This window comes from Geodermatophilus sp. URMC 65, from assembly GCF_053502545.1.
The window spans coordinates 4,464,661-4,480,560 of the sequence record NZ_CP199954.1 but is presented as its reverse complement, the minus strand read 5'-3'; the positions used below and the strand labels follow the sequence as shown (position 1 = coordinate 4,480,560).

The 15,900-nt window shown below is 75.3% G+C and carries 17 protein-coding genes; 7 read left to right on the top strand and 10 right to left on the bottom strand.

Translation table 11 applies throughout. The annotated features are described in order from the left end of the window. Nucleotides 1-194 precede the first annotated feature (194 nt). A complete protein-coding gene (locus tag ACWIX7_RS21710; RefSeq protein ID WP_448618480.1) occupies nt 195-935 on the top strand; it encodes a hypothetical protein in 741 nt (246 codons plus the stop codon). Nucleotides 936-939: 4 nt separating this feature from the next. Here the strand turns inward: ACWIX7_RS21710 and ACWIX7_RS21705 are convergent, their stop codons facing one another. Together ACWIX7_RS21705 and ACWIX7_RS21700 are read right to left on the bottom strand one after the other, a co-directional pair. Beyond that, nucleotides 940-2,232: a class I SAM-dependent RNA methyltransferase gene (locus ACWIX7_RS21705; protein WP_448622177.1), complete on the bottom strand. Its 1,293-nt coding sequence runs from the start codon at nt 2,230-2,232 to the stop codon at nt 940-942. 79 nt (nt 2,233-2,311) lie between these two features. After that, complete coding sequence (locus ACWIX7_RS21700; RefSeq protein ID WP_448618479.1) at nt 2,312-4,351, bottom strand: APC family permease; 2,040 nt, start codon at nt 4,349-4,351, stop codon at nt 2,312-2,314. A gap of 163 nt (nt 4,352-4,514) precedes the next feature. Between ACWIX7_RS21700 and ACWIX7_RS21695 the strand changes: the two genes are divergently transcribed. Continuing rightward, nucleotides 4,515-5,183, top strand: coding sequence for a potassium channel family protein (locus tag ACWIX7_RS21695; protein WP_448618478.1), 669 nt, complete (start codon nt 4,515-4,517; stop codon nt 5,181-5,183). Next, nucleotides 5,183-5,851 carry a potassium channel family protein gene (locus ACWIX7_RS21690; protein WP_448618477.1) on the top strand — a complete coding sequence of 223 codons (669 nt, stop codon included), beginning with the start codon at nt 5,183-5,185 and terminating at the stop codon, nt 5,849-5,851. The genes ACWIX7_RS21695 and ACWIX7_RS21690 overlap by 1 nt, the downstream gene beginning before the upstream one ends. On the opposite strand, the gene ACWIX7_RS21685 is transcribed toward ACWIX7_RS21690, so the two are convergent. The 7 genes from ACWIX7_RS21685 to ACWIX7_RS21655 all read right to left on the bottom strand — a co-directional run bounded on the left by ACWIX7_RS21685 (nt 5,848) and on the right by ACWIX7_RS21655 (nt 10,636). Beyond that, entirely contained in the window at nt 5,848-6,702 is an 855-nt protein-coding gene (locus tag ACWIX7_RS21685) for a DUF3159 domain-containing protein (RefSeq protein ID WP_448618476.1), read from the bottom strand. The genes ACWIX7_RS21690 and ACWIX7_RS21685 overlap by 4 nt on opposite strands. Next, entirely contained in the window at nt 6,699-7,076 is a 378-nt protein-coding gene (locus ACWIX7_RS21680; RefSeq protein ID WP_448618475.1) for an OB-fold nucleic acid binding domain-containing protein, read from the bottom strand. The genes ACWIX7_RS21685 and ACWIX7_RS21680 overlap by 4 nt, the downstream gene beginning before the upstream one ends. After that, on the bottom strand, nt 7,073-7,891 hold the full coding sequence (locus ACWIX7_RS21675) for an alpha/beta hydrolase family protein (protein ID WP_448618474.1): 819 nt from the start codon (nt 7,889-7,891) through the stop codon (nt 7,073-7,075). The genes ACWIX7_RS21680 and ACWIX7_RS21675 overlap by 4 nt, the downstream gene beginning before the upstream one ends. Beyond that, complete coding sequence (locus tag ACWIX7_RS21670; protein ID WP_448618473.1) at nt 7,888-8,601, bottom strand: DUF3710 domain-containing protein; 714 nt, start codon at nt 8,599-8,601, stop codon at nt 7,888-7,890. The genes ACWIX7_RS21675 and ACWIX7_RS21670 overlap by 4 nt, the downstream gene beginning before the upstream one ends. Before the next feature lies 1 nt (nt 8,602). Beyond that, entirely contained in the window at nt 8,603-9,097 is a 495-nt protein-coding gene (gene dut, locus ACWIX7_RS21665) for a dUTP diphosphatase (protein ID WP_448618472.1), read from the bottom strand. 177 nt (nt 9,098-9,274) lie between these two features. Continuing rightward, entirely contained in the window at nt 9,275-10,168 is an 894-nt protein-coding gene (locus ACWIX7_RS21660) for a hypothetical protein (RefSeq protein WP_448618471.1), read from the bottom strand. Between the two features lie 165 nt (nt 10,169-10,333). Beyond that, complete coding sequence (locus ACWIX7_RS21655) at nt 10,334-10,636, bottom strand: DUF4193 domain-containing protein (RefSeq protein ID WP_012948011.1); 303 nt, start codon at nt 10,634-10,636, stop codon at nt 10,334-10,336. A gap of 323 nt (nt 10,637-10,959) precedes the next feature. On the opposite strand from ACWIX7_RS21655, the gene ACWIX7_RS21650 reads away from it, so the two are divergent. Continuing rightward, nucleotides 10,960-12,006, top strand: a complete 1,047-nt coding sequence (locus tag ACWIX7_RS21650; protein ID WP_448618470.1) for a phosphotransferase family protein — start codon at nt 10,960-10,962, stop codon at nt 12,004-12,006. Nucleotides 12,007-12,058: 52 nt separating this feature from the next. Then, entirely contained in the window at nt 12,059-12,598 is a 540-nt protein-coding gene (locus tag ACWIX7_RS21645) for a LytR C-terminal domain-containing protein (RefSeq protein ID WP_448618469.1), read from the top strand. A gap of 89 nt (nt 12,599-12,687) precedes the next feature. On the opposite strand, the gene ACWIX7_RS21640 is transcribed toward ACWIX7_RS21645, so the two are convergent. Next, entirely contained in the window at nt 12,688-13,506 is an 819-nt protein-coding gene (locus tag ACWIX7_RS21640) for an inositol monophosphatase family protein (protein WP_448618468.1), read from the bottom strand. Nucleotides 13,507-13,564: 58 nt separating this feature from the next. Between ACWIX7_RS21640 and ppgK the strand changes: the two genes are divergently transcribed. Further along, on the top strand, nt 13,565-14,308 hold the full coding sequence (gene ppgK / locus ACWIX7_RS21635) for a polyphosphate--glucose phosphotransferase (protein WP_448618467.1): 744 nt from the start codon (nt 13,565-13,567) through the stop codon (nt 14,306-14,308). Between the two features lie 303 nt (nt 14,309-14,611). Then, complete coding sequence (locus ACWIX7_RS21630; protein WP_448618466.1) at nt 14,612-15,886, top strand: RNA polymerase sigma factor; 1,275 nt, start codon at nt 14,612-14,614, stop codon at nt 15,884-15,886. Nucleotides 15,887-15,900: the final 14 nt, after the last annotated feature.

Genomic DNA, 15,900 nt, shown 5'->3' with positions numbered 1-15,900 from the left:
GGTCGCCCTCCTCCTCCCCGGTCCGGCCGACCTGATCCCGGCCGGACCCTTCCGTCACGGCGCCGTCCGGGTTACCGTCACCTTGCGCGGCCGTCCGAGCGCTCTGCGTGTGCAGAGCGGAGTGCCGTCCTCCGGGCCCTCCGCCCGACCGCCGCCCCACACCCGCCGCACGCACCGCCGAGGGGACCACCCGCATGCTCCGCCTGTCGCGCCCGCACCCCGAGGGCGCCCGCTCGCCCCGGTTCGCGACGACCGCCCTCGGGATGCTGTCCTTCGTCGGCATGGCCGCCGGCCTGGGCGCCGTCGCGGCCGACGACGGCGGGGTGTCCGGGCCGGGCACCACGGCCGTGCACAGCACGGTCGACGCCTCCGACAGCGGCGTCGGGGACGCGGTCAGGGCCGGAGAGGTCGGCGAGGCCGTCCGGGCCGGGGAGATCGGGGACGCCGAGCGCGCCGGCGAGGTCGGCGGCACCGTCCGTACGGCTGAGAGCGAGACCCCGGTCCCCTCCTCCGCCGCCTCCGTGCCCGCGGACGCCGGGACGCCGACCACCGCCGGGACACCGACCGCCGCCGGGACACCGGCCTCCACGCCCTCCGCCGACGGCACCGCGCCGGCCTCGCCGCCGGTGCAGCAGCCGGCGCGCGCTGCGTCGCCGTCGGCTCCCTCGCCGTCGGTCGCGTCGTCCTCCACCCCGGCACCGCGGGCCCCGGCCGCCCCGGCGCCGTCGGTCCCGCGGCCGTCGGTCCCGCGGCCGTCGGTCCCGCAGCCGGCCGCCCCGGCCCCGACCGTGCAGTCCGCCGCCCCCGCCGTCCCGCAGGTGGTGCCGTCGACCCCGTCGGCGGAGCCGACGGAGGCCACGGAGACGACCCCCGCGCCGGACCGCGAGGACGACGGGGACCGCAAGCAGAAGAAGCAGAAGCGCGACCGGGACTGATCCGTCAGGCGCGCTCGAGCAGCGCCACGCACTCCACGTGCGCGGTCATCGGGAAGGCGTCGAAGCCGCGCAGCCCGGTCAGCCGGTAGCCGCCCTCGGCGAACGCGGCGACGTCGCGCGCCAGTGCTGCCGGGTCGCAGGCCACGTAGACCACCGCGCGCGGCCGGGCGCCGGCGAGCACCCGGCTGACCGCCGCCCCGGCACCGGCCCGCGGCGGGTCGAGGACGACGACGTCGGGGGCCCCGCCCAGCTCGGCGAGCAGCTCGGTGAGCCCCTCGGCGTCCACGTCGCCCTGCCAGACCTCCGCCTGCGGCAGCGCGGCGAGGTTGGCCTCGGCCGCGGCGCAGGCGGCCTCGTCGGCCTCCACGCAGACCACCCGACCCGCAGATCCGGCCGCGGGCGCGAGCGCGCCGCCGAACAGTCCCGCCCCGGCGTAGAGGTCGAGCACCGTCTCCCCCGCCCGGACGGCGGTGAACTCGGCCACGGTCGCGGTGAGCGCGTCGGCCGCGGCGGGGTGCACCTGCCAGAAGCCGGTGCCCTCGACCTCCCAGTCGCGCCCGGCGGCCCAGCGCGCGGCCCGGCCGGCCGGCTCTGCAGGCACGTCCTCGCCGGCACGCAGCACCCGCGTCGACTGCGGCCGGCCCCGGCGGTCGAGCCGGGTGGTGGTCACCGTGCCGGCGGAGTCGACGGCGACGTCCACCGCGCCGGCGCCCGGCCAGCGGCGGTCGAGGACGGCGGCCGCGGCCGGCTCCACGGTGATCGGGCAGTCGTCGAGCAGCACCAGGTCGTGCGAACGGTGCCGGCGCAGCCCCGGGGCCCCTGCGCGGTCGACGGCGAACCGGGCGCGGGTGCGCCAGCGCAGCGGACCACCGGGCAACGCCTCGACGACCAGGTCGCGCACGACGGCGTCGTCCCCGGACAGTCCGCCGAGCCGGGTCAGCTGCTCGCGGACCACCGCGGCCTTGAGCCGCAGCTGCCCCTCGTGCGCGACGTGCTGCCAGTCGCAGCCGCCGCAGCGTCCCGGGCCGCTGTGCGGACAGGGCCGGGGCACCCGGTCGGGGGCGGCCTCGAGCACCTCGACGGCGTCGGCGCGGCAGAAGCCGGGCTGGCGGTCCTCGGTGACCCGGACGACGACCCGCTCGCCGGGCAGCGTGTGCCGCACGAAGACGACCCGCCCCTCGTGCCGGGCGACGCAGTGCCCGCCGTGGGCCACCGGGCCGACGGTGACCTCGAACTCGCGGCCGACCCAGCCACCGCCGCGGTCGGGGCCCGCCGCCCGCTTCCGGCCCCGTTGCAGGGCCCCGCCGCGAGCCTGCGAGCGGTGGGGGGCAGCGGGGTCCTTCCCCGAGGGGTGAGGAGGACGGGGTCCTCCGACTTCAGCCATAGGGGGTCTGCTCCGGCTCGTCGGTCAGGCCGCGGCGCAGGTCACCGGGCGCCGGCCCGGTGCCGCGCAGTCCGGCGTCCTCCCGTCCGAGGGAGCTCTCCAGCTGCCAGGGCACCGTGGTGATCATGACGCCGGGCTGGAACTGCAGGCGGGCGCGCAGCCGCAGTGCGCTCTGGTTGTGCAGCACGTTCTCCCACCAGTGGCCGACGACGTACTGCGGCACGAAGACGACCACCAGCTCGCGCGGACTGTCCCGACGGATCGACTTGACGAAGTCCACGACCGGCCGGGTGATCTCCCGGTACGGCGACTCCACCACCGTCAGGGGCACGGGGATGTCGTAGCGCTCCCACTGCTGCTGCAGGGCCCGCGTCTCGGCGTCGTCCACGTTGACCGTCAGCGCGGTGAGGTGGTCCGGCCGGGTCGCCCGGGCGAAGGCCAGCGCCCGCAGCGTCGGCTTGTGCACCTTGGAGACCAGCACGACGGCGTGCACCTTGCTGGGCAGCAGTCGTGAGTCGGTGTCGGGCACCAGCTGCTCGGCGACGTGCGAGTAGTGCCGGTTGATCGCCTTCATCAACAGGAACAGCACCGGCATCACCAGCAGCACCAGCCACGCCCCGCGGGTGAACTTGGTGACGACGATGATCAGCAGCACGATCGTGGTCAGGCTGCCGCCGACGGCGTTGATCGCCTGGGACCGGCGGATGCGGCGGCGGGCCTGCGCGTCGTTCTCCGAGCGCAGCTCCCGGTTCCAGTGCCGGACCATGCCCCACTGGCCGATCGAGAAGCTGGTGAAGACCCCGACGATGTACATCTGGATCAGCCGGTTCACGTCGGCGTCGAAGGCGGCGATGAGCAGCGCGGCGAAGCCGGCCAGCAGCAGGATGCCGTTGCTGTAGACCAGCTTGTCGCCGCGGGTGTGCAGTTGCCGGGGCAGGAACCGGTCCTGGGCCAGCACCGAGCCCAGCAGCGGGAAGCCGTTGAACGCGGTGTTGGCCGCCAGGATGAGGATCAGTGCGGTGGCCGCCTGGACGTAGAAGAAGCCCGGCGACGTCGGCCCGCCGAACGTCGCGGCGGCGAGTTGCGCGATGACCGTCCGCTGCGGCTCGGTCTCGCAGGCGGTGAAGCCCACCAGGTCGCACGGGTGCTCGGCGTACTTCACGTCGGCCGCGAGGGCCAGCGCGGTGACGCCGGAGAACATCGTCGCGGCGATGCCGCCCATGAGCGCGAGCGTGGTGGCGGCGTTGCGGCTCTTCGGCGGCTTGAACGCCGGGACCCCGTTGGCGATCGCCTCGACGCCGGTGAGGGCCGTGCACCCGGAGGCGAAGGCCCGCAGCACGAAGAAGACCAGCGCCAGGCCGGTCACCTGTTCGAACCCGGGCTCGGGGGTGATCGCGTATCCCGCGCTCTCGGCGACGACCGGCGACTCGGTGAACAGGTCGCGCACCAACCCGGTGACGACCATCACGATGATGCCGGAGATGAACAGGTAGGTCGGGACGGCGAAGGTGCGGCCGGACTCACGCAGCCCGCGCAGGTTGGCCGCCGCGAGCAGCGCCACCAGCCCGACGGCGAGTGCGACGCGGTGCTCGTCGAGCGCCGGGAACGCGGAGATGATGTTGTCGGTGCCGGCCGCCACCGACACCGCCACGGTGAGCAGGTAGTCCACGAGCAGCGCGCTGGCCACGGTGAGCCCGGCGAGCTGCCCGTGGTTCTTCATGGCGACCTCGTAGTCCCCACCGCCGGAGGGGTAGGCCCGCACCACCTGGCGGTATGAGAGGACGACGGTCACCAGCAACAGGACGACGGCGATCGCCAACCAGGGGGCCAGGTAGAGGAACGCCGTCCCGGCCAGGGTGAGGACGATGAGGATCTCCTGCGTGGCGTAGGCCACGGAGGAGAGCGGGTCGCTGGCGAAGATGGGCAACGCCAGGCGCTTGGGCAGCAGGGACTCCCCGAGCCGGTCGCTGCGCACGGGACGACCCAGGACCAGGCGCTTCGGGAGTTGTCCGAGGTCGGACAGCGTTGGCACGGCGGCGATGGTACGGACGCCGGGACCCCTCCCGCCCCCGTCCGGGGGGTGAGTTGCGGCGCTGCGGACCGCGGCCCCACCGCGGCTCAGGTGTAGCTTCGCGGCCGGACACGCACCGGGCTCCGGCCCCGGCGCACCGCACTCGTGAACTCGGGAGTTGCTCGTGCACGTGGTCGTGATGGGCTGCGGCCGCGTCGGGTCGGCGATCGCCCGCCGGCTCGAGGACATCGGCCACAGCGTGGCCGTGATCGACCAGGACCCGGAGGCCTTCCGCCGGCTGGGCCCGGATTTCACCGGCCGCCAGGTCACCGGCCTGGGCTTCGACCGCCAGACGCTGCTCGACGCCGGCATCGACTCCGCCGGCGCCTTCGCCGCCGTCAGCAGCGGTGACAACTCCAACATCATCAGCGCGCGCGTGGCCCGCGAGACCTTCGGCGTCCAGCACGTCGTGGCCCGCATCTACGACTCCAAGCGCGCCGAGGTCTACGAGCGGATGGGCATCCCCAGCGTCGCGACCGTCCCGTGGACGGTGAACCGGCTGCTGCGCGAGCTGCTCTCGGTCAAGGTCAGCGAGCTGTGGCGCGAGCCCACCGGGCAGGTGCTGCTCATGCGGGTCACCGTCACCGAGCCGTGGGTCGGCCGGCGGCTGGCCGAGCTGGAGGCCGCGTCCGGGGCGCGGGCCGCCTGGCTGGTCCGCTACGGCGACGCCCAGCTGCCCACCGCGGGAACCGTGCTGCAGGACGGCGACCAGCTCGTGGTCGCCTCGACCGACGCGATCACCCAGCGGGTGCACCAGGTCGTCGAGCAGGGCCCCACGGGAGGAGGACACTGATGCGGGTCGCCATCGTGGGCGCGGGCGCCGTCGGGCGTTCGATCGCCGGGGAGCTGCTCTCCAACGGGCACACCGTGATGCTCATCGAGAAGGACGGCCGCAAGGTCCGCACCCGGGCGGTGCCCGGCGCCGAGTGGGTGCAGGCCGACGCGTGCGAGGTCTCCTCCCTGGAGGAGGCGCAGCTGGCCACCTGCGACGTCGTCGTGGCCGCGACCGGCGACGACAAGGCCAACCTGGTCGTCTCGCTGCTGGCCAAGACCGAGTTCGCGGTCAACCGCGTCGTCGCCCGGGTCAAGGACCCGCGCAACGAGTGGCTCTACACCGAGGCGTGGGGCGTCGACGTCGCCGTCTCGACCCCGCGGGTACTGGCCGCGCTGGTCGAGGAGGCGGTGACCGTCGGCGACGTCGTCCGGCTGATGACCTTCCGCAAGGGCGCGGCCAACCTGGTCGAGATCACCCTCGCCGAGGACACCCCGTGGGCCGGCAAGCCGCTGCGCGAGGTGCCGCTGCCGCGGGAGACCGTGCTCACCGCCGTCCTGCGCGGCGACCGGGTGATCACCCCCAGCCCGGACGAGCCGCTCGAGGTCGGCGACGAGCTGCTGTTCATCACCCACGCCGACGTCGAGGAGCAGCTGCAGCAGGTGCTCTCCCCCGCGCCGTCCTTCTAGGCGGCCGGGCGCTGCCCGCCGGCCTCCGCCGGCGGGTCGGCCGCGTCGATCCGGTGCCGGTGCAGCCGGGACACCACCCACAGCGTCACCACGACCTCGACGGCGGTGACCGGCAGGCCCAGCAGCAGCGAGGCGGTGCCCAGCAGCTCCACCTCGTCGGCGCGGTAGAGCACCCACTGGACGGCGACGCGGACGAGGAAGACGACGCCCCACATCAGCGTCAGCCACGAGTAGGCGCGCACCATCCGCGGGTCGTCGCGCCAGTGCCGCTCGGGCGCGGGGTCGGCCGGGCGGGCGCCGGTCGCGGGGTCCGGCGGTGGCCGGTGGTGCAGCGTGGCGTTGACCCGGTCGATCCGGCGGCGCAGGCCCGGCAACGAGTGCGACGCCATCGAGCCCAGGTGGCTGGGCGCGAGGAACTCGGCGACCACGCCGACCAGCGGCCAGCGGACGGCGATCGAGCCGATCAGCACCACACCGAGGGCGGCGTTGCGGATCAGGCCGGGGACGAAGAAGTCGCGGGCCTGACCCGAGGCGGCGGCGATGGCCACGGCGATCGCGACGCCGAAGAGCCCGCTGAAGGCCTGTTGCACGCTCTCCCGCCGCACCAGGCGCAGTGCGAAGAGCAGGACGGCGACGGCGAGCGCGGACCAGATGCCGGCGCGCAGCCCGGCCAGGGAGTTGGCCACGATGAACGCGACCGTGGGCAGCGTGGCGTCGAGCATGCCGCGCCAGCCGCCGAGCTGCTCGAGGACCAGGTGCCGGTCGAAGGCCAGGCCCTGCGACCCGGTCCCGGCGCCGTCCGCGGGACGCGCCGGACCGGGACGCCCGTCCCCCTCGGGCGCAGCCGTCACCCGGCGCTCAGCTCGTACCGGGGGTTGTAGATGACCTGCCGCCCGTCGAAGGAGGCGAAGCGGCCGTGCGCGGTGAGCGAGCGGCCGGGCTCGATGCCGGGGATCCGCCGGCGGCCGAGCCACACGAGAGTGACCGAACCGGACCCGTCGAACAGCTCCGCCTCGAGGGTGGGCACCGTCTCCCGCGGCGTGTAGACGACCGACTTCAGCCGGCCGGTCACGGTGACGACGGCACCCTTGCGGCAGGCGCTGACCGGCTCGCAGCCGGCGTTGGCCGAGCCCGCGCGCAGCTCCTCCGCGTCGATGGTGTGGTCGTCGGCGGTCAGCCGCTGCAGCGTCCGCGCGAACCAACCGCTCTGGCGTGTCTGCGTCACGGCCCCAGCGTAGAACCGCCGCGGACCCCCTCGGCGCGCGACCGCAGCCAGTTCCGCACCAGCGCCCACGGCTCCCCCGCCGGGTCGATGAGCACCATGTGGTCCCCCGGCACGAGCCGCACGTCGACGGCTCCGCCCTCCGCCGCGGCCGCTGCCGCGTAGCGGGCGCTCTGCTCGGCCGGGACGACGTCGTCGCCGGTGCCGTGCACGCACAGCAGGTCGACGCCGGGCGGGACCAGCCGTACCGGGTCGGCCGCCGCGTAGCGCTCCGGCGCGTCCGCGGGCTCGGCACCGAGCAGGTCCTGCACCGCCCCGCCGCCCAGCCGCTGGGCGGCGGCGCGCTCGAGGTCGAGCACCCCGGCCTGCAGGACGGCGGCGGTCACCCGGACCCGCGGCCGCGCACCCGGCGCGCCCTCCGGCAGCCGCGACCGCCCGGCCGCCCAGGCGGCCAGGTGCCCGCCGGCGGAGTGCCCGACGACCGCGACGTCGGAGGGGTCCAGCCGGTCGGCGCTCGACAGGTCCGGGAGCGCGTCGAGTGCCGCGGCGACGTCCTCCAGGGTGGCCGGCCAGCCGCCGCCGGCGCCGACCCGGCGGTACTCGACCGCGACCGCCGCGAGGCCGGTCGCGGCCAGGTCCGCGGCGAGTGGCCGGGCCAGCTCGACGCCGTGGGTGGCGCGCCAGAAGCCACCGTGCAGCACCACTGCCACGGGCGCCGGGCCGGTGCCCGCGGGCAGGGTCAGCTCGAGGAACTGGTCGGGGTGCGGTCCGTAGGCGGTGCGGACGGCGCTGCTGCACCCATGCGCGAACCCGCTCACGGGCCGGGCGCGGCCGGCGGTGGGGTGCCCGGCTGGCGGGCGGCCTGCTGCGCGGCCAGCTGCGCGGCGGCCTGCGGCGGGAGGGTCAGCGGCAGCTGCTCGCGGACCGGCATCGGCGCGCTCCCGCGGACGACGACGATCTGCCGGAACGTCTGCTCCAGCGCCGCCGCGGCCTCCGGGCTCTCCGCCGCGGGGCCGCTGATCATGCCGCGCAGGAACCAGCGGGGGCCGTCGACGCCGAGGAAGCGGGCGGCCCGGCGCACCGGAGCGGGTGCGGGCTGACCGGGCTGCGCCGGCGGGTTGGTCCGGACGAAGCCGGCCAGCTCCGGCCCGAACGGCCCGTCGACCTCCTCGAGGTGCCCGCCCTGACCCGAGGCGCTGCGGGCCAGGTCCGCGCGGACGTCGTCCCAGATGCCGGACGCGCGCGGCGCGGCGAACACCGCCACCTGCAGCAGCGAGTCGCCGTAGCGCAGCGTGGCGCCGATGACCTTCTGCTGGTTGTTGACGTCGACCCGCAGCTCCGTGCCGGGGACCGCCGGCAGCAGCAGCGAACCCAGGTCGATGCGGGCGACCCCGTCGTCCGGGGCGTCGGCGGAGTCCCACGGCCCCGTGGTCTCCGCGACCTCGCGGACCTTGTGCTGCGGCTCCGGCGGCACCCCGCGCTCGCGCAGGCTGCGGTCGATCCGGTTGCGTCGCCGTCCGAACGGCATGTCAGTCGGCCCCCTTCTCCTGGACGCTCGCGTGCCCGCCGGTCGACCCGTGGCCCCCGGCTCCCCGCGCGCTCTCCGGCAGCTGCTCGACCGGGACGAAGCGGGCGCGCACGACCGGCTGCACCACCAGCTGGGCCACGCGGTCGCCGCGCCGCAGCGTCAGCGGCGTCGTCGGGTCGAGGTTGACCAGGTTGACCTTGACCTCCCCGCGGTAGCCGGCGTCGATGGTGCCCGGGGCGTTCACCAGGGAGAGGCCCACCCGGTGGGCCAGGCCCGAGCGCGGGTGGACGAAGCCGGCGTAGCCCTCCGGGATGGCCACCGCGACGCCGGTGCCCACCAGCGCGCGCTGCAACGGCGCGAGCTCGAGGTCCTCGGCGATCGCCAGGTCGGCGCCGGCGTCCCCGGGCAGTGCGTAGGCGGGGACGACGTCCTCCGGGGAGGTCAGCCGCACCGGGACCTCCACCTCGGGGACGGCGGGGGGGGAGGGGTCGGGCACGTCCGCGACCCTATAAGGACCCCCCTGTCCCCCATCGCTCGGAGAAGGACCCCGTCCTCCTCACCGCTCGCAGGCTCGCGGTGAGCCTCTGGACGGGGCGGCGGGCTCCTGGTGGGTGGCCGTTCCAGCCCCTCGCCAGCTCGCGACGGGACCCTGCGAGGGGGCCGGGTCCTCGCCTCAGGGGCGGGGGCGGCGCAGGTCGGCGAGCACCCGGCGGGCCAGGGCCTCGGTCGCCTTGCGGTTGGCCCGGCCGCCGAGGGCCGCGCCGACCAGGAAGGGAGCTGCGCCGGGGACGCTGCGGGCCATCCGCCGGGTCATCCGGCGGCTCAGCGTGCGCAGGCCGGCCGAGCCCAGGACAGCGCCCAGGCCCGGGACGGCGGCGTCCTCGACCGCCCGCTGCCGCGTCCAGCTGGACAGGTAGGCCAGCGCGCGGTCGCGGGCGTCACCAGGGGCCGGCCGCCCGTACAGCTCGTGCAGCTCGCCCAGCAGGACGAGCTCTACGGCGGCGGTGAGCACCGTCTCCGCGCCGAGCTCCAGAGGCAGCGCCAGGAGCGAGGGCGGGGCGAGCCAGGAGGCCGCGGACAGCCCGCCGGTCGCGGCGCCGATGCCGGCGGTCAGCGTCGCGGCCCGGGAGACCAGCGCCTCGGCGATCTCGTCGTCCGTGGCGCCGGGGTGGGCCACGCGCAGCCGGGCGGCGTCCCGGATCGGCAGCCGCGGGGCGGCGGTGGCCAGCAGGTCGCCCAGCATCGCGCCAGGAGTGCGGGGGGCCCCGCCGTCGTCCGGACCGGATGGCACGGTGTCCCGGGCGCCGCGGCCGGCGCGCGCCCCGGCGGCCGCGACCGCGGCGACGACGTCGCGCAGCGTCGCCGCGGTCGAGCGGCGCCCCTCGGTGGGCGGCTCGCTCGTCCCGCCGACCAGGCCGGACACGGCCTCGGCGAGCAGCCGGCCGGCCCGTGCGAGCGGGCCCTCCTCCGCGGGCGGGGCCGTGGGTCCACCGGCCGCGCCGGGCAGGACCGGGCGCGGTGGCGGGACGTCCCGCACCGGCCCGGTGCGCTCTCCGTGGTCCGTCACTGACCCTCCTCGATCACGTGCCTCTCCTCGGCCCGCCCTCGAGTGTGAGGACGGCGGCCCCGTCCCGGGTCCCGCCCCGAACCTGCGAAGGGTGGGGAGGACGGGCGCCCCGCTGCAGGGTCCCGCCGCGAGCGTGCGAGCGGCGGGGGGCAGCGGGGTCCTCCATCAGGCGGCGCAGTCGCGGCAGAACAGCTGGTCGCCCTTGGTGGCGGCCAGGCGGCTGCGGTGCTGCACGAGGAAGCAGCGCGAGCAGGTGAACTCGTCCTCCTGCTTGGGGAGCACGCGGACGGTCAGCTCCTCGTTCGACAGGTCGGCGCCGGGGAGCTCGAGGTTCTCGTTAAAGTCGGTCTCGTCGACGTCGACCGACGAGGACTGCGCCTCGGCGCGCCGGGCCTTGAGCTCCTCGAGCGAGTCCTCGCCGAGCTCGTCTGCCTCGTTGCGGCGCGGGGCGTCGTAGTCGGTGGCCATGGGAAGTGCCCCTCCTCCGGGGTCGTCGCGGGCGCAGCCCGCATGTTCCGCGGCGGCGCGCGGTGGCGCCGCCGTGCTGTCCGGTCACCGGGGGCGACCGGGGGTCGGTGGGCCGGTGACCGCGGAGGCGGGCACCGGCCGGTACTGGTCCTCACCGCGCCGTCCGACCCACCGGCGGACGGCGGAGCGAGCCGGCACGGTCTGACCGGCGGACCCCCCAACGTCGCGCGGCCCCCGTTTGTGCCCGACGCGCGAGGGGAGAACCACCTCGCTGCCGGGTCGGGTCGGACGGGACGCGGAGCGCCAGAGGTTACCCTGCGCCCGTGTCGACTCCTGTGGGTGCTGACCCGGCCGTCGTCGGGCCCTATCTGGCCTCCGTCCTGGGCGACGAGCGGTGGTCCCGGGTGCGGGTCGAGCTCATCGCGGCGGGCATGTCCAACCTGACCTACACGGTGACCCCGGAGGGAGGGACGGACGACGACGCGGTGATCCTGCGCCGCCCGCCCACGGGTGCGGTCCTGGCCACCGCGCACGACATGGCGCGTGAGCACCGGGTCGTCTCGGCGCTCGGGCCCACGCCCGTCCCGGTGCCGCGGACGCTGCACCTGTGCACCGACACCGCCGTGCTCGGTGCGCCCTTCTACGTGATGGAGCGGGTCGTCGGCCTGCACGTCGTCGACCGGATCCCGGCCGGCTACGCCGACGAGCCGGCCCAGCGGCGGGCGATCGGCGACGGGCTGGTCGACGTTCTGGCCGACCTGCACGCCGTCGACCACGTCGCGGTGGGGCTGGGCGACTTCGGTCGGCCCGAGGGCTTCATGGCGCGGCAGGTGCGCCGCTGGACCCAGCAGTGGGACGCCACCCGCGACCGCGAGCGCCCGGGCCTGGACGCCCTCGCCGCGCGGCTGGCCCAGACCGTGCCCACCACGCAACGGAACGGGATCGTCCACGGCGACTTCCGGCTGGACAACTGCCTGCTCGACCCGCAGGCCCCCGGCCGCGTCCGGGCGGTGCTGGACTGGGAGATGTCGACCCTCGGCGACCCGCTCGCCGACCTGGGGATGCTGCACGTCTACTGGCCGCAGGCCGGCGAGGAGGCCGTCGCCGGGCAGAGCACGGTGACCGCGCTGGAGGGCTTCCCCACCCGCGCGGAGGTCGCGGCACGCTACGGCGAGCGCAGCGGCCTGGACCTCTCCGACCTGCCCTGGTACGTCGCCTTCGCCTACTTCAAGTTCGCCGCGATCGTCGCCGGCATCGTCGCCCGGTCGGCCGCCGGGGCCATGGCGGGCAAGGACACCGCCGGCTACGCCGACCGCATCGACCCGTGCGTGGAGCGGGGACGCGCCGCACTCGACGACGGTGTGATCTAGACACCCTCCCGGCCCTAGACTCCGGTCGACCGTCAGTGACCGAGGAGAGCCCGTGAGCGCGCCGCCCACCGACCGTTCCGCGGTGCGTCCCCGCAGCGGCCGTCGGCCGATCCCGCCGCTGGTGTTCCTGCTGGTGCTCGCGCTGGCCGCGCTGGTCGTCTGGTGGAACGTGTTCGACACCGACGGTGAGCTGGAGGCCGAGGAGGCCCAGGCCTGCGCCAGCGCGTCGGCGGCGCCGCCCTCGCTGGACCCGACCACGGTCTCGCTGCGCGTCTTCAACGCCACCGACCGCGGCGGCCTGGCCCAGGAGGTCGCCGCGGCGCTGCAGGAGCGGGGCTTCGTGGTGGAGGAGATCGCCAACGACCCCAGCGAGCGCGAGGTCACCGGCGTCGGCGAGCTGCGGCACGGCCCGCGCGGCAACGACGCCGCCGTCTTCGTCCGGCTGTTCCTCCCCCAGGCCGGGGACTTCCTCGACACCCGGGCCACCGCCACGGTCGACGTCGTCATCGGCCCCGACTTCGCCGGCCTCGCGCCGCCGGAGGACGTCGACGCCGCCCTGGCGGCAGGGGCCAGCGCGGCCGCCGCCTGCTGACGAAGGACCACCCTTCCCCCCCACGTCTCGCAAGCTCGACGCGGGGCCCTGAAGGATGGCCGTTCCAGCCCGTCACCAGGGCCGTTCCATCAGGCTCCGGAGGGGTGCAGACGGGTGAGCAGCTCGAGGAACTCCTCGGCGACCGACGGCGCCACGGCGATGCCCAGGGGCTCGCCGAACGCCCGTCCTGGCAGGCCGGTGACGACGACGCCGGCCTCGGCCGCCACCAGCGCGCCGGCGGCGAAGTCCCAGCGGTTGAGGTGCATCTCGTAGTAGGCGTCCACCCGGCCGCCGGCCACGGTGCACAGGTCGAGGGCGGCCGAGCCGTGACGCCGGATGTCGCGGACCTCCGGCAGCAGCTCGGCGACCACGGCGGCCTGGGCGCGGCGCTGCTCGGCCCGGTAGCCGAAGCCGGTCGCGACCAGTGCCTGCCCGAGGGAGGCCGGCCGGCTGCCGGTCAGCCGCACCGGCTCGGCGCCGGGCAGGGTCAGGTGCGCGCCGCCGCCCGCGGTCGCCGAGTACAGCTCGCCGGTGGCGGCGTTGAGCACCACGCCCGCGACGGCCTGCCCGTCGACCTCCGCGGCGATCGACACCGCGTACGCGGGCAGGCCGTAGACGAAGTTGGTGGTGCCGTCGATGGGGTCGACGACCCAGCGCACCCCGCTGGTGCCGGTGCGCTCGCCGCCCTCCTCCCCCAGCAGCCCGTCGTCCGGACGGGGGCCGAGCAGCCGGCTGATCACCAGCTCCTCGCAGGCCCGGTCCACGGCGGTCACCATGTCGATGGGGCTGGACTTGACGTCCACCTGCTCGGCGGCTGAGGCGCGCCCGCGCGCGACCAGGTCGGCAGCCTCGCGAGCGGTCGAGACGGCGAGGTCGAGCAGGGCGGCGGGCTCCGGCGTCGTGGTCATCGCCCGATCCTGCACGAGCAGGTCTGGCGTCTGTGCGGGCGATCACTACCCTGGCCGCGTGCTCGGGTTCGGCGTGGACATCGGTGGCAGCGGGATCAAGGGGTGCCTGGTGGACCTCGACAAGGGGGAACTGGAGGGTGATCGGCTGCGCATCGAGACGCCGCAGCCCTCGCTGCCCGAGCCGGTCTACGACGTCGTGGCGCGGATCGTCGACTCCTTCGGGTGGGAGGGACGCATCGGCGTCACCTACCCCGGCGTGGTGAAGAGCGGGGTCGCGCGCACCGCGGCCAACGTCGACAAGAGCTGGCTGGGCACCCACCTGGCCGAGGGGTTGGCCTCCCGCATCCCCGGCACCGTGCAGACGCTCAACGACGCCGACGCCGCCGGGATCGCCGAGATGCGCTACGGCGCCGGCCGCGACAAGCGGGGTGTCGTCCTCATGCTGACCTTCGGCACCGGCATCGGCAGCGCCCTGTTCACCGACGGCGTCCTGGTGCCCAACACCGAGTTCGGGCACATCGAGGTCGACGGCGAGGACGGCGAGAAGCGAGCGTCGGCCGCCGCGAAGGACCGCGAGGACCTCAGCTACCCGCGGTGGGCCAAGCGGGTGGACCGCTACCTCGACGTCCTGGAGGCGGCCGTCTGGCCGGACCTCGTCATCGTCGGCGGCGGGGTGAGCAAGAAGGCGCACAAGTGGGTGCCGCTGCTGTCGACCCGCACCCCCGTCGTCCCCGCGCAGCTGCTCAACGACGCCGGCATCGTCGGCGCGGCCCTGGCCGCCGAGGAGCGCATCGGGCAGTGACACCGGAGGGGCGCGGCCGCCCGCCGCCGGGTCACCACGGAGAGTGAGAACGCCCCTGGACCTGGTGTCCTCCCCAGGTCGGGGGGCAGCTCGTCGGTCCGAAGCGGTGGACCCACCACAACGCGTCGTTACAATGGAGGAGCCCCGCTCCCGTCGCTCCCAGCGGAGAGGCATCCCCCGCCCGCGCTCCGGTCAAACCCCGGAGCGCTCGTCGGGCCCTCCCGCTCCGGACGCCGGCCGAGGCCGCTGCCCGGGGACCAGACGGCTCCCCGGGGAACGCACCCAGCACGGGAAGGAACATGAGTGCCCGCCGACCAGCCAGCACCGGCCAAGGCCCCCGCTCGCAAGCGGACGGCCAAGGGCGCGGCGAAGCCGACCGCCGCCAAGGGCGCCCGCAAGCCCACGATTTCCCCGTCGCCGGGAGGCGGTGAGGGTGCCGTGCTCACCGCGGTGGCCTCCGACGGCGCCACGGTCGCCGTGGTCGACGCCGGTGGCGAGGGCCTGAAGATCGACGAGACCGTCGTAGCGACCCCGGACGGTGTCGCCGAGACCGACGCCCCCAGTCCCGAGGAGGTCGCCGAGGGCGGCGACTTCGAGTGGGACGACGAGGAGGAGTCCGAGGCCCTCCGCCAGGCCCGCAAGGACGCCGAGCTCACCGCCTCCGCCGACTCGGTCCGCGCCTACCTCAAGCAGATCGGCAAGGTCGCACTGCTCAACGCCGAGGAGGAGGTCGACCTCGCCAAGCGCATCGAGGCCGGGCTCTACGGCGCCGAGCGGCTGCGCCAGGCCGAGGAGGAGGGCCAGAAGCTCTCCCCGCAGATGCGCCGCGACCTCAACTGGATCGTCCGCGACGGCGAGCGCGCCAAGAACCACCTGCTGGAGGCCAACCTCCGCCTCGTGGTCTCCCTCGCCAAGCGCTACACCGGCCGCGGGATGGCGTTCCTGGACCTGATCCAGGAGGGCAACCTCGGTCTGATCCGCGCGGTCGAGAAGTTCGACTACACCAAGGGCTACAAGTTCTCCACGTACGCCACCTGGTGGATCCGGCAGGCGATCACCCGCGCCATGGCCGACCAGGCCCGCACCATCCGCATCCCGGTGCACATGGTCGAGGTCATCAACAAGCTCGGCCGCATCCAGCGCGAGCTGCTCCAGGACCTCGGGCGCGAGCCCACCCCGGAGGAGCTGGCCAAGGAGATGGACATCACCCCGGACAAGGTGCTGGAGATCCAGCAGTACGCCCGGGAACCCATCAGCCTCGACCAGACCATCGGCGACGAGGGCGACAGCCAGCTCGGCGACTTCATCGAGGACTCCGAGGCGGTCGTCGCCGTCGACGCGGTGAGCTTCACCCTCATGCAGGACCAGCTGACCAGCGTCCTGCAGACGCTCTCCGAGCGGGAGGCCGGCGTCGTCCGGCTGCGGTTCGGCCTGACCGACGGCCAGCCGCGCACCCTCGACGAGATCGGCCAGGTCTACGGGGTCACCCGCGAGCGGATCCGGCAGATCGAGAGCAAGACGATGTCGAAGCTGCGCCACCCGAGCCGCTCCCAGGTGCTGCGCGACTACCTGGACTGAGCACCGACCGTCTC

What these genes read in the sequence shown, in the direction of transcription:
- ACWIX7_RS21710 (WP_448618480.1), top strand. Translation starts at nt 195, where the DNA reads ATGCTCCGCCTGTCGCGCCCGCACCCCGAGGGCGCCCGCTCGCCCCGG.
- ACWIX7_RS21690 (WP_448618477.1), top strand. Translation starts at nt 5,183, where the DNA reads ATGCGGGTCGCCATCGTGGGCGCGGGCGCCGTCGGGCGTTCGATCGCC.
- ACWIX7_RS21670 (WP_448618473.1), bottom strand. Translation starts at nt 8,601, where the DNA reads ATGCCGTTCGGACGGCGACGCAACCGGATCGACCGCAGCCTGCGCGAG.
- ACWIX7_RS21655 (WP_012948011.1), bottom strand. Translation starts at nt 10,636, where the DNA reads ATGGCCACCGACTACGACGCCCCGCGCCGCAACGAGGCAGACGAGCTC.
- ACWIX7_RS21640 (WP_448618468.1), bottom strand. Translation starts at nt 13,506, where the DNA reads ATGACCACGACGCCGGAGCCCGCCGCCCTGCTCGACCTCGCCGTCTCG.